The following is an 18,822-nucleotide window of genomic DNA, read 5'->3' as shown; positions in this document are numbered from 1 at the left end:
GGCAAACGAGCTCCGCTGTAAAGCGAAAGCCCGTTTGCTCTTTCTTTATTCGTGGTAGTGAGCCGTAACCACGTCATTACATCTGACGCACAGAGTTGGATGTTCTTTACTTTGCCCAACCTCTGGAGTGACTATCCAGCAGCGCTCGCACTTCTCGCCTTCCGCCACGGAGATGGCAATCGCCGTATCCTTGGATTGGAAAGCTCCTTCCGGTGCGCTTGTTCCAGGCTGATGGACGGTGACTTGGGACACAATGAACAACTGATCCAGCTGATCCAGCTGCGACAGCAAGCTGTATGCGGCTTCGTTCGGATACAGATGCACGGCCGCCCCTAGCGAGTTACCGATGACCTTCTCCTTACGCGCCTCTTCAAGGGCTTTCAGCACCTCGTCACGAATATCCAGGAAGCTGTTCCATTTGGTTTCCAACTGCTCATTATACAAGCTCGTATTGGCTTCAGGAAGCTCGGCAAGTTGAACGCTGCTCAGCTCTACGCCTGGAATGTATTTCCATACTTCATCAGCGGTATGCGCGAGAATCGGTGAAATCAATTTCGTCACGGCGACTAACGTTGCGTACAGAACGGTTTGCGAAGCTTTGCGAGCGGCATCATGCGGCGCATTCGCATACAGCCGGTCTTTGATGATATCCAAATAGAACGAACTCATCTCGACCGCACAGAAGTGGTGAATCGTCTGGTACACGACGTGGAACTCATACGCATCGTACGCTTTAACGACCTTCTCGATCATGCGGTTCAAACGAATCAGCGCGTAACGGTCAAGCTCGGACATATTCGCTGCGGCAACTTGATCGGCAGCCGGATCGAAATGACTTAAGTTGCCGAGCAGGAAGCGCAGCGTGTTACGAATCTTGCGGTACACTTCCGTTGTCTGATTCAAAATATTGTCCGAAATCCGGTGATCGGACTGATAATCCACAGAGGAAACCCACAAACGAAGAATATCCGCTCCCAGTTTCCCGGAAACTGCATTCGGATCAATCGTATTCCCGATCGACTTGGACATTTTCCGTCCTTCGCCGTCGAGTGTGAAGCCGTGACTGAGAATGCCTTTGTATGGCGATTGCTCTCTTGTGGCGACACCTGTAATCAAGGAGGAGTTAAACCAGCCGCGGTATTGGTCGGAGCCTTCCAGATACAGATCAGCCGGCCACTGCAGCTCGGGACGGGATTCCAGTACCGCCACATGGCTGGAGCCGGAATCGAACCACACGTCCATAATATCCGTCTCTTTGCGGAACTCACCGTGACCGCATTTGGAGCACGAAGTTCCCGCCGGCAGTAAGTCCTTCTCATCTTGGATGAACCATACATTGGAGCCTTCGCGCTCGAACAATTGGGCGACGTGCTCAATGGTTTGTTCATTGACCAGCGGCTCATTGCAGCTTCGGCAGTAGAAGATCGGAATCGGCACGCCCCATGAGCGCTGTCTCGAAATGCACCAATCCCCGCGATCGGCGATCATGTTGTGCAAACGGATTTCGCCCCACTCCGGCGTCCATTTGACCTTCTTGATTTCATCCAGCATCTCTTGTCTGAATTTATCGATCGAAGCGAACCATTGCTCCGTTGCCCGATAAATGACAGGCTTCTTCGTCCGCCAATCGTGCGCGTATTGGTGCTGGATCTCGCCCGCTTTCAGCAGCAAGCCTAATTCCTGCAGCTTCTCGATGACGAGCTTGCCGCCTTTCTCATAGAACAAGCCTTCGAAGCCCGGAGCTTCCGCTGTAAAATGACCTTGATCGTCCACCGGGCACAGCACGCCGATATTGTAGCGCTGGCCGATGGCGAAGTCGTCTTCCCCGTGTCCAGGCGCGGTGTGTACGCAGCCCGTACCGGCTTCGAGCGTAACATGCTCGCCTACCATAACGAGCGACTCGCGGTCATAGAACGGATGCTGGCACGTTGCGTACTCCAGCTCACTGCCTTTCACGGTGGAGAGCACTTCGTAATCCGTCCACCCGATTTCTTTGGCAGCCGCAGCCAGCAGGCCTTGGGCAAGCACATATTTCTTGCCTCCGGCTTGTACGACGACATAGTCGAACTCCGGATGCAAGGAGATGCCCAGGTTGGCGGGAAGCGTCCACGGCGTTGTCGTCCAGATGACGATGGCAGCATCTTGCGGAAGCTTGCCTTTGCCGTCTTTGACCGGGAAAGCGACATAGATGGACGAGGATGTTTTCTCCTTATACTCGATCTCCGCTTCGGCAAGCGCGCTCTCGGAAGACGGAGACCAATAAACCGGCTTCAGCCCTTTGTAGACGTAGCCCTTCTGCACCATTTTCCCGAAGACGCGAATTTGCCCGGCTTCATATTCCGGCTGCAGGGTAATGTACGGGTTTTTCCAGTCGCCGCGAATACCGAGACGCTTGAACTGGCTTTTTTGCTTCTCGACCGATTGCAGCGCATACTCTTTGCAATACTCACGGAATTCCGGCACCGTCATTTTCTTTCGGTCGACCTTCCCGCTGTTGGTGATCACTTGCTCGATCGGCAGCCCGTGCGTATCCCAGCCCGGCACATACGGGGCATCATAGCCTTGCAGCGTTTTGAAGCGTACGATGATATCTTTCAGTACTTTATTCAGCGCATGTCCAATATGGATATCTCCGTTGGCGTAAGGAGGACCGTCATGCAGAATGAACTTTGTTCTGCCTTTGCGGCTCTCCTGCACTTGGGCATAGATGTCCTCGGCTTCCCAACGCTCTTGAATTTTCGGCTCCGCCTGAGGAAGATTCCCTCGCATCGGAAAATCGGTTTGCAATAAATTTAATGTTTTGCCATAATCCATTCCAACCACTCCATTCTTACCTTCAATGACTTTAACTTTGGATATAAGAGGCCGAAAACAAAAAAAGCTTCTCATCCCCACAAAGGGACGAGAAACTATGCTCGCGGTACCACCCTCGTTATTAAACAATCGGACGGACGCTGCCCGCGGCGGCGCAATCCTCTTCGCTTAATCACTCGATCATGTGTAACGGCATGACCCGTTGCTCTCTACTTCATTCAAGAGACGCTCCTGGGGGATATTCGGTACGCTGCAGAGATTAGGCTCACACCACAACCCTAATTCGCTGACACTGCTCACACGTCCTACTCGTTCCAGTCATAGCTTTATTGAGATACATTTAACAGGAGTATAACGAATTCAGTAGGCATAGTCAATACGACAGCCGCCCGGACCGCCATCTTCTTATGCTTCTTCCTTCTGTTGGTCGAACTGCATGCTCTGCCAACCTTCGTTGTTCAGTAGCTCCAGCTGAGCCTCCAGCAGCGTCCGGAAGCGAGTCCGGTAGATCGACGCTTGCTTCTTCAGCTCCTCGATCTCCAGTGCGACCTTACGGGAACGCGTCAGCGATTCGTTAATGATCCGGTCGGCATTCTTCTCAGCTTCTTTCAAGATCAGCTGAGCTTCCTTCTTCGCGTTGTTGCGAACTTCGTCCGCCGCTTCCTGCGCGACAATGATCGTCTTGCTTAACGAGTCCTCGATATTCGTGAAATGATCCAGCCGCTCCTGCAGAGCCAAAGCTTGATTTTGTATGTCTTTATTCTCACGAATCAATGCCTCATAATCTTTAATGACTTGATCGAGGAATTCATTCACTTGATCTTCATCATAACCGCGGAAAGAACGGGAGAACTCCTTGTTATGTATATCTAGCGGTGTTAATGGCATCAGTGCCCCTCCTTAGCGTTTTGCCTAGCAAAACTCACATCTATAAAGAACACTTCGACAGAAACTAAGCAATTCCTGCAAAGTTCGTGGATAATTTATCCACGATCAGGCAAACTTGCCGATCTTCACACGCATTCGCCCTTTTTTCGTGACGCCCTCAACCTCGAGCACCTTGAATCTGCCGAACCCTTGCATAGATACCATATCGCCTTCTTTCAGCGGCTTGCTCGGATCTTCCTCCAGCTTCCAATTCACGCGGCAGCGTCCGGCTTGGATCGGCATCAGCACTTTGGCGCGGCTAAGCCTGAATACATCGCTTACAATTCCGTCCAACCGCATGGATGCTACGGATAGCGTCAGTTCCTCCAGCTTGGCGGAGGACGTCACCAGCTTGTCCGGCGGAAGCAGCTCCGTTAAGACGTGCACACGGTGAACCTGCGACAAGTTCAGGTGCAAATAATCGGCGGCATCGCGCGTAACCAAGCAGTGGCAGCCACCTTCTATAACATGAATATCGCCAACCTTGTCCCGCTTCATGCCGAGTCCAAGAATGGCGCCCATGTAATCTCCATGTTCTAATGTCAGAAACTTACCGTCCCCGGATGAAACGGAGAGAACCGCCATCTCCATGTCGTCATCATCCAATGAACGGTAATCAGGTGCAATGAGCGCCCGTTTGCGCTCAGCGGCCTCATAGCCGCCGTCCAAGCGGCAATGGACGTCAGGATGCCGGTTCACCAAGGAGGTGAGAATGAAAGCTTGTCTGGGATCCAGAAAGTCCGTCAGCTTCACAGCGTGCTGCTGTGCCGCCCGCTCCACCCAATCCCAGGCTTTATCTACAAAGTAATGTTCATCCGAATGAAAATGCCGATAAAGTTCTTTTTGCAAGATTAAAACATCCCTACGATGAAATCTAGAACAGCTGCAATCCCCATAACGACGAAGCGCAATGCGATCAACGCCACGATCGGCGAAAGATCGATGAAGCCGATGCTAGGAATGATTTTGCGGAAAGGACTCAGGTAAGGTTCAACCAATTTCCCAAGCAGCCCCCCGATAAAGCTATCACGTGCATTCGGGAACCAGGAGAGAATGAGATACCCGATAATCATGAAATAATAAATTTCCATCAAAATGCTTAAATAATAGTGAACGTATTCCACGTACGCATCCACCTCTGTGTTAGGATATGCGTCTATTCCTCACTTGCCATTTCGGAGATGTGGCCATGAATATCAACTGTATCCGGCGTGCAGAGGAAGATATTCGGTCCCAGTTTGGAAATAGACCCATTCAAAGCATATACCGTACCGCTTAAAAAATCTACGATGCGTACGGCCTGATCGCTGCGAACTCGTTGAAGATTGACAACCACCGCTCTGCGGGAGCGAAGATGATCGGCGATGTCTTGCGTTTCTTCATACGTTCTCGGCTCGCTCAGTACGACGCGCGCGTTCTTCTGTGAGTGAATGCTGACGACATTCGCCTTATTTTTATTACGCAATTCATAAGGATTGGTTTCAGGTTCTTCCGGCGTTTCCACGATTCGTTCACGCTCTACAACTTCTTCCTCTTCCTGAAGCCCCAGAAAATTCATAAACCTGTTATAAACTCCCATTATCGTTCCCTCCTGTCCTCATCTTCAATCCTATGTAACCATTATTCTTCTTTTCCAACCAAGACGGTCCCCAAACGTATCCAGGTGGCCCCTTCCTCGATCGCAACCTCGAAATCGCCGGACATCCCCATGGACAACTCCTTGATTTCGTAAGGAAAAATACGCTGATCGTTCAAACGGTCCCGCAGTTCCCGCAAGCCTCTGAACACAGGTCTGGTCGCTTCAGCTTCCATCTCATAGGGAGCCATGGTCATCAAGCCGGTAACCTGAATATGCGGAAGCTTGCTTACCTCGGAAGCGAACTCGAAGAACTGCTGGGGATCAATGCCGTACTTCGATTCTTCGCCGGAGACGTTCACTTGCAGCAGGCAATTTACTTGGATGCCAAGCGCTGCAGCCTGCTTGTCCAATTCCTTGGCGAGGGACATCCGGTCCAGCGAATGGATGTAGGCGAACTTGCCGATGACATCCTTCACTTTATTCGTTTGCAAGTGACCGATGAAATGCCAGGTTCCGCGCTCGTGCAGCGCCTCCCACTTGGGCTTGACGTCCTGCCAGCGGTTCTCGCCGATATGCCGCATGCCCGCATCCAGGACGCTCCTGGTCGTCTCTAGGGAAACATATTTGGTCACCGCAATGATATTGATCTCCTTCGTATCCCGCCCCGCCCGTTGACAGGCGGCAGCGACGCGAGACTCCACTTCCTTCATGCGTGTCAGTAAACTCATTTCGCTATGAACACCTCAATTCCACAATGCCGCTTGCCCAGCTCATCTTATCGAAGACCGATCCAAGCAACCATTCTCCCTGTTGAACCCCCTTCTCTTCGGTGAGAAAAGAAAGTGTCGGTTCTGCAACTCGTACATAACTGGGATACTTCGATATGGGACGACAAAATTCCTGCTTGGCGCAACAATTTTCGGTTTAGTTCTTGCAAATTCAGCATGTACTTCCCATTCTCCTTGCTCCGAATGACTTCAAGCTGCTCCGCTTGTGAAGCTTGGATCTCGGCGAGCACGGCGTAGACGCGATCCGCAACGGTTCGGTCCACCTCATAGCAGCAAACGCCGATGGAAGGTCCGATAGCCGCCCGAATGTCCGAGGGCTGGCTACCAAAAGTATGCGTCATTAAGGATATTGTAGCCATGGAAATGTTTAGTACCGAGCCCTTCCAACCCGCGTGCGAAAGTCCTGCCACATGACGGACGGGATCATAGAAAAACAGCGGCACACAGTCCGCGAACTGCGCGCACAGCACGATTCCCTTTTCATTCGTCACGAAACCGTCCCTCGCTTGAATAGCCGATTCCCGCGAAGTCCTCCCTCTCCCCTTATCCGCCTGCCGGACGATGGCAATTTCATTCCCGTGCACTTGCTCCCCATAGGTAAAGGCTTCGAACGGCTCGCCGACGGCTTCGGCCAGCAGCTCGCGGTTCCTGATCACATGGTCAGGCAAGTCATGAACATGCAGTCCGCAATTCAGCGTCGAATACGGCGCTTCACTTACGCCGCCGTGGCGGGACGTAAACCCCGCCGTCACTTTTTCGAATTGATCCATCCAACTGGCTATCGTATAAAGGACCGGCTGATCCTCTTTGGTTTGTTGAACAAACGGTTCCATTCGTCTGCCTCTCTCCTCTTCCATCCGTCTCCTTCTACTTTAGCATAAAAAAATAAAAAGACACACGATGATCTTCTGAGGCCCAGGGCCAGCAGTCCTCTCGTGTGCCACAGCTTAATTGCGGAACTGGCGGTTAAATTCGTAAACGCCCTCGTTCGTATCCTCGGTTTGACGATACGGCCTTACCTCTTCCAGTTTCACCAGCACGACATCAGCGCCGATCTTCACAATATGCTTCCACGGAATGATAACGTCCGTCCCCGTTCCGAACAATCCGAAGAAGCGGCTTTGGTTCGGCACAACGATCGATTCTATGCGACCCTGGCGCAGATCAAGCTCCAAGTCACTGATTTGACCGAGCTTTTTGCCGTCCACAATATTGATTACATCCTTCGTCTGGAAATCAGATATTTTCATGAGGCTTATCACCACGAATCTCATTAGATTTGAACTGATTTTGTACTAGTATATGTACCGGGTGGGCAAAATGTCCTGAATACGAAAAAAAGACCGCACGGCTTGTCAGATCCGCGTCGGTCTTTATGTAATGAAATTACGATTTCACATGTTTCTGCATCTGGCCGATGGCCGACTTCTCCAACCTGGAAACCTGTGCTTGTGAAATGCCGATCTCATCGGCAACTTCCATCTGCGTCTTGCCTTCGAAGAAGCGCATGGAGAGAATCAGCTTTTCCCTGGCATTCAGCTTGCGCATCGCTTCTCTCAGCGCAATGCCTTCGATCCAGGACAAATCTTTGTTCCGCTCGTCGCTGATCTGATCCATGACATAGATTGGATCTCCGCCGTCATGGTAGATCGGCTCGAACAACGAAACCGGGTCCTGGATGGCGTCGAGTGCAAAGACGACATCCTCTTTGGGCACGTTCAGCGCCTCGGAAATTTCATAAATCGTGGGTTCGCGCGAATTCGCATTCGTCAGGCTGTCTCTGACTTGCAGCGCTTTGTAAGCAATATCTCTTAAGGAACGAGAAACGCGAATCGGGTTATTGTCTCGTAAGTAGCGGCGTATCTCACCTATAATCATCGGTACAGCATAGGTTGAGAATTTGACATTTTGGCTCAAATCGAAGTTATCAATAGCCTTCATCAGACCGATGCAGCCAACCTGGAAGAGATCGTCCACATACTCCCCGCGATTATTGAACCTCTGGATCACACTTAGAACCAACCTGAGGTTCCCGTTCACCAATTTCTCTCTTGCCGTTCGCTCCTGCTTGGTCTGCAAATCAGCGAACAGCTCGCGCATTTCAGCATTGGTCAGAACAGGCAGTTTGGCGGTATCAACACCACATATCTCAACTTTATTTCGGGTCACCGTGATTACCTCCCAAGGAGAAACATTAATGTTAATTATCCCCGCGAGCGACCGATTTATTCCTCGTCCGAACCGTGCATGACCACTTGACAAAAGGGCTGCGACTCGCTCCCCCCTGAGACTGCTGAACAATTTCGATATCCGGCCGCCAAAAAAATTTTCACAAAAAAAAGAGAGGCTGAATGGCGTCAGCCATTCGATGCTCTCCCTTTCCTTTACACCATCTTATTAAATTCCTTGCGCAGCCGCTTAATAATCCGCTTCTCCAGCCTCGATATGTACGATTGGGAAATGCCCAATAGATCCGCTACATCCTTCTGCGTCTTCTCCTCGCCGTCTTGCAGGCCGAAGCGCAGCTCCATGATGATCCGCTCGCGCTCGCTCAGCTTATCCAGCGCTTTATGCAGCAGCTTGCGGTCAACCTGCTCCTCGATATTTCGGTATATCGTGTCGTTCTCCGTACCCAGCACGTCGGACAAGAGCAGCTCATTGCCGTCCCAGTCAATGTTCAGCGGTTCATCGAACGAGACCTCCGTACGGATCTTGCTGTTGCGCCGCAGGTACATCAGAATCTCGTTCTCGATACATCGCGAAGCGTAGGTGGCGAGTTTGATCTTCTTCTCCGGGTCGAAGGTATTGACGGCCTTGATTAAGCCGATTGCTCCGATCGAGACCAAATCCTCGATATTGATCCCCGTATTTTCAAATTTTCTAGCTATATAAACAACCAATCTCAGGTTGCGCTCGATCAGCATAGCACGAATGGCGGCGTCCCCGGACGGTAATTTTTCCAATAAGTATTCTTCTTCTTCTCTCGTGAGCGGCGGCGGTAAAGCTTCACTGCCACCGATGTAGTAGATTTCTTCTCCCTTAAGGCCGAGAAACATCAAAAGTCGGTAGTACGCTAGTTGAAAAAGCATTTTCCACTTCAAGAACATGTTAGTTTCCTCCTAAGAGTTTTGCATTGGCAAAGCTGGTTTCGTTAGCTTTGCTGTGTTGCAGAAGGCATATGGCTCATCTACTAACCGGCTGATAGTAAGGCTGGGTGAATGATCGCTTGATACGATCCGTCGCTGCATAGCTTTCCTCCGTCGAGTCCAATGAGTACTTTTGACGCTTCAATCTGCGTATGATTATGGGTGATCACCACCTTATCCGGTTTAATGGCCAGCATGAATTGGGTGTTCCGGTTAACGCCCCGGTAAGGCACAAGACGCAATCGGTCCTGCCATACGAACTCCTCCACACCCAAACCACTTATGATCTGGTCAACATCTGCCGACCGGATCCTCTGCAGCCATTCTACTGGCAAGACATCGCCCCATTCCGAGACCTCCATCACCATGACTGGGGTACGCGTCAACGGGTCATACAGTTGGTTGCCTGTATCAATCAACCCTTTGCAAGTCGCCGTGTAATCCCCTACGTGTATCGTTACCTCCGCTACGAACGTAGTCAGCACCTCACGCTGCTTCGTGCTTTGCAGGACGGTTCTAAACCACCACAGCAAAGGAAGCAGCAGCATCAGGACAAATAGTACGCTGCCGATTTGCAGCTGAAACATCGGAACACCGGATGATGTGAAGACAATTCCCTTCATCACGTCGGATGAAGAGGCTGCGACATAATGGATGCCGAACATGCCGCCGGCCACAGCGAAATTGACTAACAGGAACGTTCCGACGTTTCTTATTAAATTTTGTAAAGAACCGAACCCAAAAGCTGTCATAATCATCGCTATGCAAAATATACATTTCACAGAAAATGTAAATAAGAACGCCGGCACCGGCAGGAACATAATGACTACATAGGAGGCTCCTAAGAACGACGAACCTGCGATTCTCCACCACTTGAACGAGATTTTCCGCGTTTTGGCCGTCACGATCAACATGGCCGCATCGATCAGAAAGTTCAGCAGGAAAATGAGATCCGCGTAAACGATCACAATGTCCTCACCTCCATGACAGATGCTATTTCAACCATTTTCCTGACGAAACTTTAAGGTTCTAAATCAGTATAGGGCAAACCTATTTCAAAGTCTGTCTAAATGTGCTGATAGGCTACTACTTTTTTTGTCAGTTGACGCGGCATCCGGTTCGCTAGAAAAGCCCTAGAAATAGCAAAAAACCGAAGCCACTACGATCTGTAGGGCTTCGGTCTCTTTACATATTTGATGTAATTATTTGTCGTTATTCCGTCCGCGGTTGCGCAGGAACGTCGGAATATCCAATTGGTCGTTCGATGGTGTAGAACCGAAAGGTTTGAGATTGTTCAAGCGGTTGTCCGAAGTCTGCTGGGTTGACGGCTGCTCTGGTTGTCCTGAGATCGGACGTCTCGTCTGCTGATTCATCGGCATCGCTTTATGTTCAAATCCCGTTGCAATAACCGTTACAAGAATCTCGTCTTTGAGCTTCTCATCGATCACCGCACCGAAGATCATGTTCACCTCTATATCGGAAGCGGAGGCAACAATATCTGCCGCTTCGTTAACCTCATAGAGGCTAAGGTTCACACCGCCGGTAATGTTCATCAGAACCCCGCGCGCTCCTTCAATCGACGTTTCCAAGAGCGGTGAGGAAATCGCCTTCTTCGCTGCTTCTGCGGCACGGTTCTCGCCGGTCGCTACCCCGATGCCCATAAGCGCGGAGCCGCGTTCCGTCATGATCGTTTTGACATCGGCGAAGTCCAGGTTAATGAGACCAGGAACTGCGATCAAGTCGGAGATCCCTTGTACGCCTTGACGAAGCACGTTATCCGCTTCACGGAATGCTTCAAGCATAGGCGTCTTCTTATCTACGATTTCCAATAATCGGTCGTTAGGAATGATAATGAGCGTATCTACTTTCTCTTTCAGCGCCGCAATCCCTTGCTCAGCTTGCAAGGAACGCTTGCGGCCTTCGAACGTGAACGGACGCGTCACGACGCCTACCGTTAGCGCGCCTACTTCTTTGGCGATTTCCGCAATGACCGGAGCCGCCCCTGTTCCCGTACCGCCGCCCATACCGGCTGTAACGAATACCATATCTGCGCCGCGAAGCGTGTTCAGAATCATCTCCCTTGACTCTTCTGCCGCTTTCTTCCCGACGTCCGGGTTAGCGCCTGCGCCAAGACCGCGCGTAAGCTTGTCCCCGATTTGCAATTTATGCTCGGATTTCGCCAGATGCAGCGCTTGCGCATCCGTGTTCACCGTAATAAACTCAACGCCTTTGACGCCGTTCTCGATCATACGGTTAACCGCATTACTACCGCCGCCACCTACACCGATGACTTTTATTTGAGCCAACTGGTCCAAATCCATATCAAATTCAAACATGTGAGTCATATCCCCCTAACTTTGCATTCACTATATAAATTCACTGAAAAAACTTTTGACACGTTCGATAAAACCTGGTTTTGAACTATCGGAGGATTTTTTTGTTGCTGCAGCAGCCGTCTTCGCCACTACTTTCTTGGAGATGCCAGAATTCCGGTTCTTCATATATTTGGATACGAACTGTATGATGCCGACGCCGCTTGTGTAAGACGGGTCACGCACACCGATGAAATCAGGGACGGCAATACGAACGGATGTGGCCAACTGCGCCTGCGCAATCGGAAGGATGCCAGGCATACAGACGGTACCGCCTGTCAGCACATAACCGCCGGCAAGATCGCCATAGCCCAGTCGGTGCACCTCGGCACGAATCAGTTGGAAAATTTCTTCCACACGGGGTTCAATGATATTCGCCAGATCAACTTGCGAAAACTCTTTCTCCACGTTGCTGCCCATTCTCGTTACTTTGAACACTTGATCGGGAGCGGAGTCGTCTACGGAAGCACAGCCGTACTTCAGCTTGATTTTCTCTGCGATCTCAAGCTGTGTCCGAAGACCGATCGAGATATCGTTGGAGATATATTCGCCGCCGATTTGGATCGTCGACGTAGCTGCCAGATTGCCTTGCTCAAACACAGCAATAGTCGCCGAACCTGCACCGATATCAACGAGAACCGTTCCAACCGATTTCTCATCCTTGGATAAGGCCAGCTGTCCGGATGCAAGCGACATCAAGATGAGACCTGCGACCTTCAGTTCGGATTTTTCCACAACACGGATTAAATTATGTATCCCCGTCTTCGCGCCCGTGATAATCGTCGCTTCGACTTCCAAGCGAACGCCGATCATGCCGCGAGGATCGTTAATGCCCTCTTGACCATCTACTAAGTACTGCTTCGGTACGACACCAATAATTTCACGTTCGGGAGGTAATGCGATGACTCTTGCCGCTTGAATGACACGATCGATATCCTCTTCTCCAATCTCCCGGTCTTCATTAGAGACCGCGACGACACCGTGACTGGATTGCAGAGCAATATGATTTCCTGAAATTCCAACATAAACCTCGGAAATTTGTACGCCTACCATACGTTCAGCATGATCAACGGCACTGCGGATGGAGTTCACAGTTTGATCGATGTCAACGATAGCGCCTTTACGAATACCCTCTGACTCGGCAGATCCCACACCTATTATATTAATGGTTCCGTTAACAACTTCCCCAATAATAGCACGAACCTTGGATGTACCGATGTCTAAACTAACAATGATGTCATTGTTGCTCAAGCCCCTGGCACCTCCTATAACTTGGATAATAAAGTGATTTCATGACAATTACATAAATACGTATTCCACACAACCGCCATATTCCCTCTTTTTTCTACATTTTTTTTGCTGGACATCAAGTCGTTTTTTTCAACATTCCATTTTCGATAGAATTGGGGTAAAACGCGTCTAGTAAATCATTCTCCAAATTGCCAGGTTAATAGGTTTCTATTTAACCATAAAACTAATTTTAACATTAATTTTCATGCTTGAGTAGCCCATTAAAGCGTTTTTTTGCGAGTCATGACGCGGTGTTTCCTCTTATGGCCCTTGAGCGGTCAATTTCGGCTTCGGCTTTGTGCCGGCTACTGCGACGGCTTCGTGGCGGATTTGCCAGAATCTTTGTTAGCATCGGGGGTAGGGCTTGGCTGACCGCTTCCGGATTTAGCACCGGACGTACTGCCCGAATCGCTCCGGGGCTGTTCATTCGGTTCGAATGGAGCATGGTATTCAACTTCCAGCATGGTGATCACTCCGCTGGTAATATGGTCTTCATGTAAGCTTGCTATATATGCCGGGAGATTGTCAATTTTCTCGGGCAAATAGGCAATGGTTGTATACACCTCAAACTGGGATCTTGTGTACAGTTTGATTTTGTCAGGATACGGCTCGGAAGGATCCGGCTTGATCTCGGAAATATCCGAGAGTGCGCTTTCCGGAATTTCGCTTAGCACTTTACAAAGCGCGGCCTTGTTCGGGTCCCCGTCCGTCCACCCGGTCAGGATCGGCATATCCAGCGGAACGCTGCTGCCTGCAGGCAGTTCGACGATTGCCCCGTCTGCGAGCACGGCTTGCTTCGTGCCGTTTGCGCCCAATTGAAACGCGACCTTCGGAAACTCCTCCACGGTTATATGGATGACGCCGGGAAAGTGCTTCTTCACGGATGCCGTTTTGATCATCGGCAGGGAAGTGATCCGCGATTCGATCGTTCCCGACGAGACGGCGAAGAAACGGTCTCCGACCGCGATCTGACTGGCTTGTCCAATAGTTTCGGCAGCCATAAGCTCATTTCCTTCAACCTCGATCGCACTAATTCGGCTCAGCGACGATTGAAAGAAGAGAATGAACAAAATGATGATGAAAAAAATGAACAAAAAAATGAGCAGTTTCCGATTGGTACGCGCTCGTGGCTTGGGTACAGGCGGCAGAGCGGGCACATTGCGGTCTTCTGACAAGATGGGCACCACCTAATAGTTTCGTATGGAGGATCATATCTACATATCTATGGCCCTGTTTCCGAACATCGATGAAAACCGTGAATCCCCGCCTGCTGCCAGGAAGGGATGCGCGGAAATCATTCAAATGTTCCTCTTATTCACTCGGGACCGGTGATTGGCGATGCACGGAGGCTCCCAACCTGGAAAGCATTTGTTCTATTCTATCATAGCCTCTATCAATATGGTGAATTTGCTCAACAATCGTCGTGCCATGCGCAGCCAGACCGGCGATAACGAGTGCCGCGCCAGCACGCAAGTCGGTAGCCTCCACAGTCGCTCCATACAGCCTAGGAACGCCGCGGATAAAGGCTGAACTCATATCCACACGGATATCTGCACCCATGCGGGACAGTTCATCTACGTGTTTGAATCTACCTTCGAATATCGTTTCTTTCATTACGCTCATGCCGTCTGCTAGAGAGAGCAGCACCATAACTTGCGATTGCAGATCCGTAGGAAACGAAGGATGCGGTGAGGTGACGATGCGTTCAACGGCTTTCGGCCTCGTCGGACAGCTTACATGTATTATATCATCGTCAGTGACGATTTGAACACCTGCGCGCTTAAGGACATGAATTACCGATGTCAAATGAGCGGGATTGACCTTCTCCAGGGTGATGTTCCCTTTGGTTGCGGCTGCGGCAACCAAGAAGGTACCGGCAACGATGCGGTCCGGGATGATCCGGTATTCGCAAGGCGTTAGTGACGTTACACCGCGAATCGTGATGGTGTCCGTCCCGGCTCCGATAATGTCGGCGCCCATTGCATTCAGGAAATTTTGCAAATCCTGTATTTCCGGCTCCCTTGCCGCATTATAAATCGTTGTGATGCCTTCCGCCCTAACAGCGGCCATCATAATATTTTCCGTAGCTCCGACACTGGGGAAATCGAGGACGATTTCTGCCCCATGCAAGGAGTCGGCCGTGCAAACAATTTTGTTCGCGAATTCTTCGATGCTGGCACCGAGCGCTTGCAAGCCCTTCAGGTGCAAATCGATTTTACGTTCGCCGATCGCGCAGCCGCCGGGCTGATACACCGTGACACTGCCGAATCTGGCGAGCAGCGGACCCATCAGAAAGATGGAAGATCGCATCTGACCCATCAATTCTTCCGGAATATGTGAGGAATGTGCTGTGGATGTTGTAACGGATACCGTATCCTCCTGCTGTTCGGCACGACAGCCCAGTGCGCGCAAAATACGCATCATCGTGTCGATATCCAGCAAGTTCGGAACGTTGTGCAGAGTATGAGTGCCGCTAGCTAGGATGCATGCTGCTAAGATTGGTAATGCGGCGTTTTTCGCGCCGTGTATCTGGATGGCTCCCGTGAGAGGTCTTCCACCTTCGATAACGAGCTTCTCCAAAGTTCCACCTCCGATTTACCTCTCACCCATCACCAGCACTTCAGGTACGAGCGATATGCCGTACTTCGATTGTACGATCTGCTGTACTTCGGTTATGAGAGTGAGAACGTCCTCGGCTTTAGCATCTCCGGTATTGACAATGAAATTGGCGTGCAGCGTAGAAATTTCCGCTCCACCGACACGTTTGCCTTTCAGGCCGGCATCTTCGATGAGCTTTGCTGCGAATCCCCCTGCGGGGTTGCGGAATACACTGCCGGCACAAGCTAATTGCAGCGGCTGCGTGCGGAGACGCCGATCCCGGTACGCCGCCATGGCGCCCGCAATTTCTTTGCGTTCTCCGACCTGCAGTTCAAAGACAGCTTCCGTTACAATGCCGGGTAATGTATGCAAAATGGAATGCCGATAAGCATACTGCAAATCCTCCACCTGCATGGTGACCAATTCCCCTGTGTCCAGGATGACTTCAGCCTGCTTGAGTATGCGTGACACATCGGACCCGTGAGCCCCTGCGTTCATGTAAACGGCGCCTCCCACAGAACCGGGAATGCCAGAAGCAAACTCCAGTCCGGTTAAACCTTCTTTGGCCGCTAAGACGGACAATTTGATGAACGAATAGGAACCGCCGGCATATACGGTCGCGCCTTCGAAGCGCAAAGTCTCCAGCGCCGAGCCTAGCTTAATGACGACTCCACGAATGCCTTTGTCACTGACGAGCAGATTGGATCCTCGGCCGATAATCGTCCACGGCACTCCGCGCTGATGCAGGAAGCGAATGCATGCTGCAACCTGCTCTTTCGAATGAGGGAGGATAAGACAATCGGCCGGACCTCCGATTTTCCAAGTCGTGTAAGGGGCCAGTCGTTCATTCGTTCGAATCTCGCCAATATTTGCTGCCTGTAAGTCGGATATTAACTGCTGCATGGGAAAACCTCCTTCACAGAACGTAGGGCGAAATTATTGAGCCATCGGTTTGAAGTTCCATAATTTCATAAATACGGACCCTGTTTGAAGTTGGCCGGTCTTCTTTCAGCGGTGCCGTATCAAGCCTTAGGTGTCTGTCACGGTTATAGTATAGTTTATGTAAAATCGGATAGAGTGTGACAATCGCCCATTCGCTTTCGAAAATCTAACTTGATAAGCTATGGGATTCAATCAGTTTCACGATGGCTGCCACGGCATCGCTGTCGTTGCGCGCCTGCATGGCGGCCTTATAGGACGCTCTGTCGGCGTATAGCGACTCTACGCGCGCCAGCAGTGTCTCAGGTGTTAATTCCTCTTCCTGCAGAACATCGGCGTATCCGGCTTTCTGAAAGGACTTCGCATTCAGGATCTGATCGCCACGGCTCGCTTGCAAGGAAAGCGGAATGAGCAGCATCGGTTTCTCCAAACCTAGAAACTCATAAATCGACGTTGCGCCGGCGCGTGAAATAACCAGCTCGGTCATCGCCAGCACATCCGGCAGCTCTTCATTTAAGTACTCGAATTGCTTATAACCGCGCAGCCCGGCATGCTCCGCCGAAATATTGCCTTTGCCGCACAAATGCACGATCTGGAACTGCTCCAGCAGGCGGGGAAGATTCGCTCTCACCGCCTGGTTAATCGCTTGGGAGCCTAAGCTGCCTCCCATAATTAAAATTACCGGCTTCTGCTTGTGGAAATCGCACAGCTGGTAGCCGGCAGACGCTTTGCCGCTGCGGATATGCGCGCGGATCGGCAAGCCGGTCAGTACCGCCTTATCTTTCGAGACATGCTGCAGCGATTCCGGAAACGTCACACATACCTTCGTCGCCAGCGGTATCGATATTTTGTTAGCCAAGCCTGGCGTCATATCGGATTCGTGAATGATCACCGGCACTTTATTGAGGCGGCTGCCCACAACGACCGGGACGGAAACGAACCCGCCTTTCGAAAAGACGATGGCGGGCTTCAAACGGCGGAGCAATCTATAAGATTCATACACGCCTTTCATGACTTTGAAAGGGTCCTTGAAATTTTTCAGATCAAAATACCGACGCAGCTTCCCGGACGAAATCCCGTAGAACGGAACCCCTTCATGTCCGATGATGTCTTTCTCGATGCCTGTAGCTGAACCTATGTATTTAATTTCCCAACCCAGCTCCTTCAGCCTCTGCATGAGGGCGATGTTGGGTGTCACATGTCCTGCGGAGCCTCCTCCGGTGAAGACAATCGTTTTCATTCCCCTGTCACCTCGAATAACGGGATATATTAAGCAGGATGCCGACCGAGGTCAGCATGAGTGTGAGCGATGAACCCCCTGCGCTTATGAACGGCAGCGTGATGCCGGTAACCGGGAACATCCCGATGACAACGCCGATATTAATAATAACCTGCACGGCAATCATGCCGATGATGCCGACAGCAATCAAACTCGCGAACGTATCCGGGGCCGTGATCGCCGCCCGCATACCGCGCCAAACTAGAATCGTAAACAGAAGCAGCACCAGCGTACCGCCTATGAAGCCAAGTTCTTCGGCAATGATGGAAAAAATAAAATCCGTCTGAGGCTCCGGCAAGTAACTGTATTTCTGCCGGCTCATGCCCAACCCCAAACCTACCAAACCGCCCGGTCCTATCGCATAAAGCGATTGAATAGATTGATAACCTGCACCCAGCGGATCCTGCCAAGGATCCAGGAAAGCGGTGATCCGCTTAAGCCTGTAAGGTGCGGCGATGACCAACCCTACGAAACCGGCAACTCCTATCATACCTAGATAAGAGAGATGAAGCAATCTTGCGCCCGACGTATAGATGATGAGCAGCGATGCGCCGACGAGCACAGCGCCGGTCCCCAGGTCAGGCTGCAGCATAATAAGCCCGAAAGCCAGCCCCATAATGCCAAGAGGCGGCAAAAGCCCTTTCGTAAAATGGGTGATTTTGGACTGCTGCTCGGAGAGCAGTTTGGCCAAATAAAGAATCATACCCATCTTCATGAACTCCGACGGCTGAATGCCGAAGGCGCCGATCCCTAACCAGCTGCGCGCGCCGCCGCGAACGACGCCGATGCCGGGAATCAGCACGATGACCAGCATGATGAAGCACACAATCAGCGTAATTCTGGCGAATTTTTTCAAAACGAGATAATCCACATTCATCGTAAAAAACATGGCGACAACGCCGAGAACGGCGAATATCAACTGCCGCTTCAAGTAGTAGAGCGAATCGCCGAACTCGCGAAACGCGAGTACGCTGCTCGCGCTGTACACCATAATAATGCCAATCGTCAAAAGCAGCAAGGTGGGAATAATTATCCAGATATCAGGAGCGGACCGTGCTTTACCCATAACAGACACCTCTTTATGTGTTCT

At 51.0% G+C, this 18,822-nt stretch carries 18 protein-coding genes and 1 other annotated feature; all 18 genes read right to left on the bottom strand.

Going from position 1 to position 18,822, the window contains the following annotated elements:
* Positions 1-45 precede the first annotated feature (45 nt).
* The 18 genes from ileS to spoVE all read right to left on the bottom strand — a co-directional run bounded on the left by ileS (position 46) and on the right by spoVE (position 18,798).
* Positions 46-2,814 carry an isoleucine--tRNA ligase gene (ileS, locus tag PUT07_RS23425; protein ID WP_274471018.1) on the bottom strand — a complete coding sequence of 923 codons (2,769 nt, stop codon included), beginning with the start codon at positions 2,812-2,814 and terminating at the stop codon, positions 46-48.
* Positions 2,815-2,894: 80 nt separating this feature from the next.
* Positions 2,895-3,145: a binding site (T-box leader), on the bottom strand.
* Between the two features lie 74 nt (positions 3,146-3,219).
* Positions 3,220-3,702: a DivIVA domain-containing protein gene (locus PUT07_RS23420; RefSeq protein ID WP_274471016.1), complete on the bottom strand. Its 483-nt coding sequence runs from the start codon at positions 3,700-3,702 to the stop codon at positions 3,220-3,222.
* Positions 3,703-3,807: 105 nt separating this feature from the next.
* Positions 3,808-4,590 (bottom strand): YlmH family RNA-binding protein, encoded by a 783-nt coding sequence (locus PUT07_RS23415; protein ID WP_379240437.1) that lies wholly within the window; start codon positions 4,588-4,590, stop codon positions 3,808-3,810.
* Between the two features lie 2 nt (positions 4,591-4,592).
* Positions 4,593-4,832: a YggT family protein gene (locus PUT07_RS23410; RefSeq protein ID WP_379240621.1), complete on the bottom strand. Its 240-nt coding sequence runs from the start codon at positions 4,830-4,832 to the stop codon at positions 4,593-4,595.
* A 65-nt stretch (positions 4,833-4,897) separates the two neighbouring features.
* Positions 4,898-5,320 (bottom strand): cell division protein SepF, encoded by a 423-nt coding sequence (locus tag PUT07_RS23405; RefSeq protein ID WP_274471012.1) that lies wholly within the window; start codon positions 5,318-5,320, stop codon positions 4,898-4,900.
* A 41-nt stretch (positions 5,321-5,361) separates the two neighbouring features.
* Positions 5,362-6,048, bottom strand: coding sequence for a YggS family pyridoxal phosphate-dependent enzyme (locus PUT07_RS23400; RefSeq protein WP_274471009.1), 687 nt, complete (start codon positions 6,046-6,048; stop codon positions 5,362-5,364).
* Between the two features lie 47 nt (positions 6,049-6,095).
* Positions 6,096-6,941 (bottom strand): peptidoglycan editing factor PgeF, encoded by an 846-nt coding sequence (gene pgeF / locus PUT07_RS23395; RefSeq protein WP_274471007.1) that lies wholly within the window; start codon positions 6,939-6,941, stop codon positions 6,096-6,098.
* A 114-nt stretch (positions 6,942-7,055) separates the two neighbouring features.
* A complete protein-coding gene (locus tag PUT07_RS23390; protein ID WP_274471005.1) occupies positions 7,056-7,358 on the bottom strand; it encodes a YlmC/YmxH family sporulation protein in 303 nt (100 codons plus the stop codon).
* A 136-nt stretch (positions 7,359-7,494) separates the two neighbouring features.
* Positions 7,495-8,277 (bottom strand): RNA polymerase sporulation sigma factor SigG, encoded by a 783-nt coding sequence (gene sigG, locus PUT07_RS23385; protein ID WP_274471004.1) that lies wholly within the window; start codon positions 8,275-8,277, stop codon positions 7,495-7,497.
* Between the two features lie 215 nt (positions 8,278-8,492).
* On the bottom strand, positions 8,493-9,215 hold the full coding sequence (gene sigE, locus PUT07_RS23380; protein WP_274471002.1) for an RNA polymerase sporulation sigma factor SigE: 723 nt from the start codon (positions 9,213-9,215) through the stop codon (positions 8,493-8,495).
* 83 nt (positions 9,216-9,298) lie between these two features.
* Positions 9,299-10,222 carry a sigma-E processing peptidase SpoIIGA gene (spoIIGA, locus tag PUT07_RS23375; RefSeq protein WP_274471001.1) on the bottom strand — a complete coding sequence of 308 codons (924 nt, stop codon included), beginning with the start codon at positions 10,220-10,222 and terminating at the stop codon, positions 9,299-9,301.
* 234 nt (positions 10,223-10,456) lie between these two features.
* Positions 10,457-11,590 carry a cell division protein FtsZ gene (ftsZ, locus tag PUT07_RS23370; protein ID WP_274471000.1) on the bottom strand — a complete coding sequence of 378 codons (1,134 nt, stop codon included), beginning with the start codon at positions 11,588-11,590 and terminating at the stop codon, positions 10,457-10,459.
* 30 nt (positions 11,591-11,620) lie between these two features.
* Positions 11,621-12,877: a cell division protein FtsA gene (gene ftsA / locus PUT07_RS23365; protein ID WP_274470999.1), complete on the bottom strand. Its 1,257-nt coding sequence runs from the start codon at positions 12,875-12,877 to the stop codon at positions 11,621-11,623.
* A gap of 344 nt (positions 12,878-13,221) precedes the next feature.
* Entirely contained in the window at positions 13,222-14,091 is an 870-nt protein-coding gene (locus tag PUT07_RS23360) for a cell division protein FtsQ/DivIB (protein ID WP_274470998.1), read from the bottom strand.
* A gap of 136 nt (positions 14,092-14,227) precedes the next feature.
* A complete protein-coding gene (murA, locus tag PUT07_RS23355; RefSeq protein ID WP_274470997.1) occupies positions 14,228-15,496 on the bottom strand; it encodes a UDP-N-acetylglucosamine 1-carboxyvinyltransferase in 1,269 nt (422 codons plus the stop codon).
* 15 nt (positions 15,497-15,511) lie between these two features.
* A complete protein-coding gene (gene murB, locus PUT07_RS23350; protein WP_274470995.1) occupies positions 15,512-16,417 on the bottom strand; it encodes a UDP-N-acetylmuramate dehydrogenase in 906 nt (301 codons plus the stop codon).
* A gap of 205 nt (positions 16,418-16,622) precedes the next feature.
* Entirely contained in the window at positions 16,623-17,693 is a 1,071-nt protein-coding gene (locus PUT07_RS23345) for an undecaprenyldiphospho-muramoylpentapeptide beta-N-acetylglucosaminyltransferase (RefSeq protein ID WP_274470994.1), read from the bottom strand.
* 7 nt (positions 17,694-17,700) lie between these two features.
* Positions 17,701-18,798, bottom strand: coding sequence for a stage V sporulation protein E (spoVE, locus tag PUT07_RS23340; protein ID WP_274470993.1), 1,098 nt, complete (start codon positions 18,796-18,798; stop codon positions 17,701-17,703).
* Positions 18,799-18,822 lie beyond the last annotated feature (24 nt).

This window comes from Paenibacillus sp. MAHUQ-63 (assembly GCF_028765165.1).
In the GTDB taxonomy this organism is placed as follows: Bacteria; Bacillota; Bacilli; order Paenibacillales; family NBRC-103111; genus Paenibacillus_E.
Note: the sequence above shows the minus strand (reverse complement) of the source record. Positions and strands in the feature narration are given on the sequence as shown.

Bases quoted from the DNA above. Each gene is read 5' to 3' on its own strand.
- PUT07_RS23400 (WP_274471009.1), bottom strand. From the start codon at position 6,048: ATGAGTTTACTGACACGCATGAAGGAAGTGGAGTCTCGCGTCGCTGCC.
- murB (WP_274470995.1), bottom strand. From the start codon at position 16,417: ATGCAGCAGTTAATATCCGACTTACAGGCAGCAAATATTGGCGAGATT.
- spoVE (WP_274470993.1), bottom strand. From the start codon at position 18,798: ATGGGTAAAGCACGGTCCGCTCCTGATATCTGGATAATTATTCCCACC.
- PUT07_RS23345 (WP_274470994.1), bottom strand. From the start codon at position 17,693: ATGAAAACGATTGTCTTCACCGGAGGAGGCTCCGCAGGACATGTGACA.
- PUT07_RS23405 (WP_274471012.1), bottom strand. From the start codon at position 5,320: ATGGGAGTTTATAACAGGTTTATGAATTTTCTGGGGCTTCAGGAAGAG.
- PUT07_RS23420 (WP_274471016.1), bottom strand. From the start codon at position 3,702: ATGCCATTAACACCGCTAGATATACATAACAAGGAGTTCTCCCGTTCT.
- PUT07_RS23410 (WP_379240621.1), bottom strand. From the start codon at position 4,832: ATGGAAATTTATTATTTCATGATTATCGGGTATCTCATTCTCTCCTGG.
- pgeF (WP_274471007.1), bottom strand. From the start codon at position 6,941: ATGGAACCGTTTGTTCAACAAACCAAAGAGGATCAGCCGGTCCTTTAT.
- ileS (WP_274471018.1), bottom strand. From the start codon at position 2,814: ATGGATTATGGCAAAACATTAAATTTATTGCAAACCGATTTTCCGATG.
- sigE (WP_274471002.1), bottom strand. From the start codon at position 9,215: ATGTTCTTGAAGTGGAAAATGCTTTTTCAACTAGCGTACTACCGACTT.
- PUT07_RS23390 (WP_274471005.1), bottom strand. From the start codon at position 7,358: ATGAAAATATCTGATTTCCAGACGAAGGATGTAATCAATATTGTGGAC.
- ftsZ (WP_274471000.1), bottom strand. From the start codon at position 11,590: ATGTTTGAATTTGATATGGATTTGGACCAGTTGGCTCAAATAAAAGTC.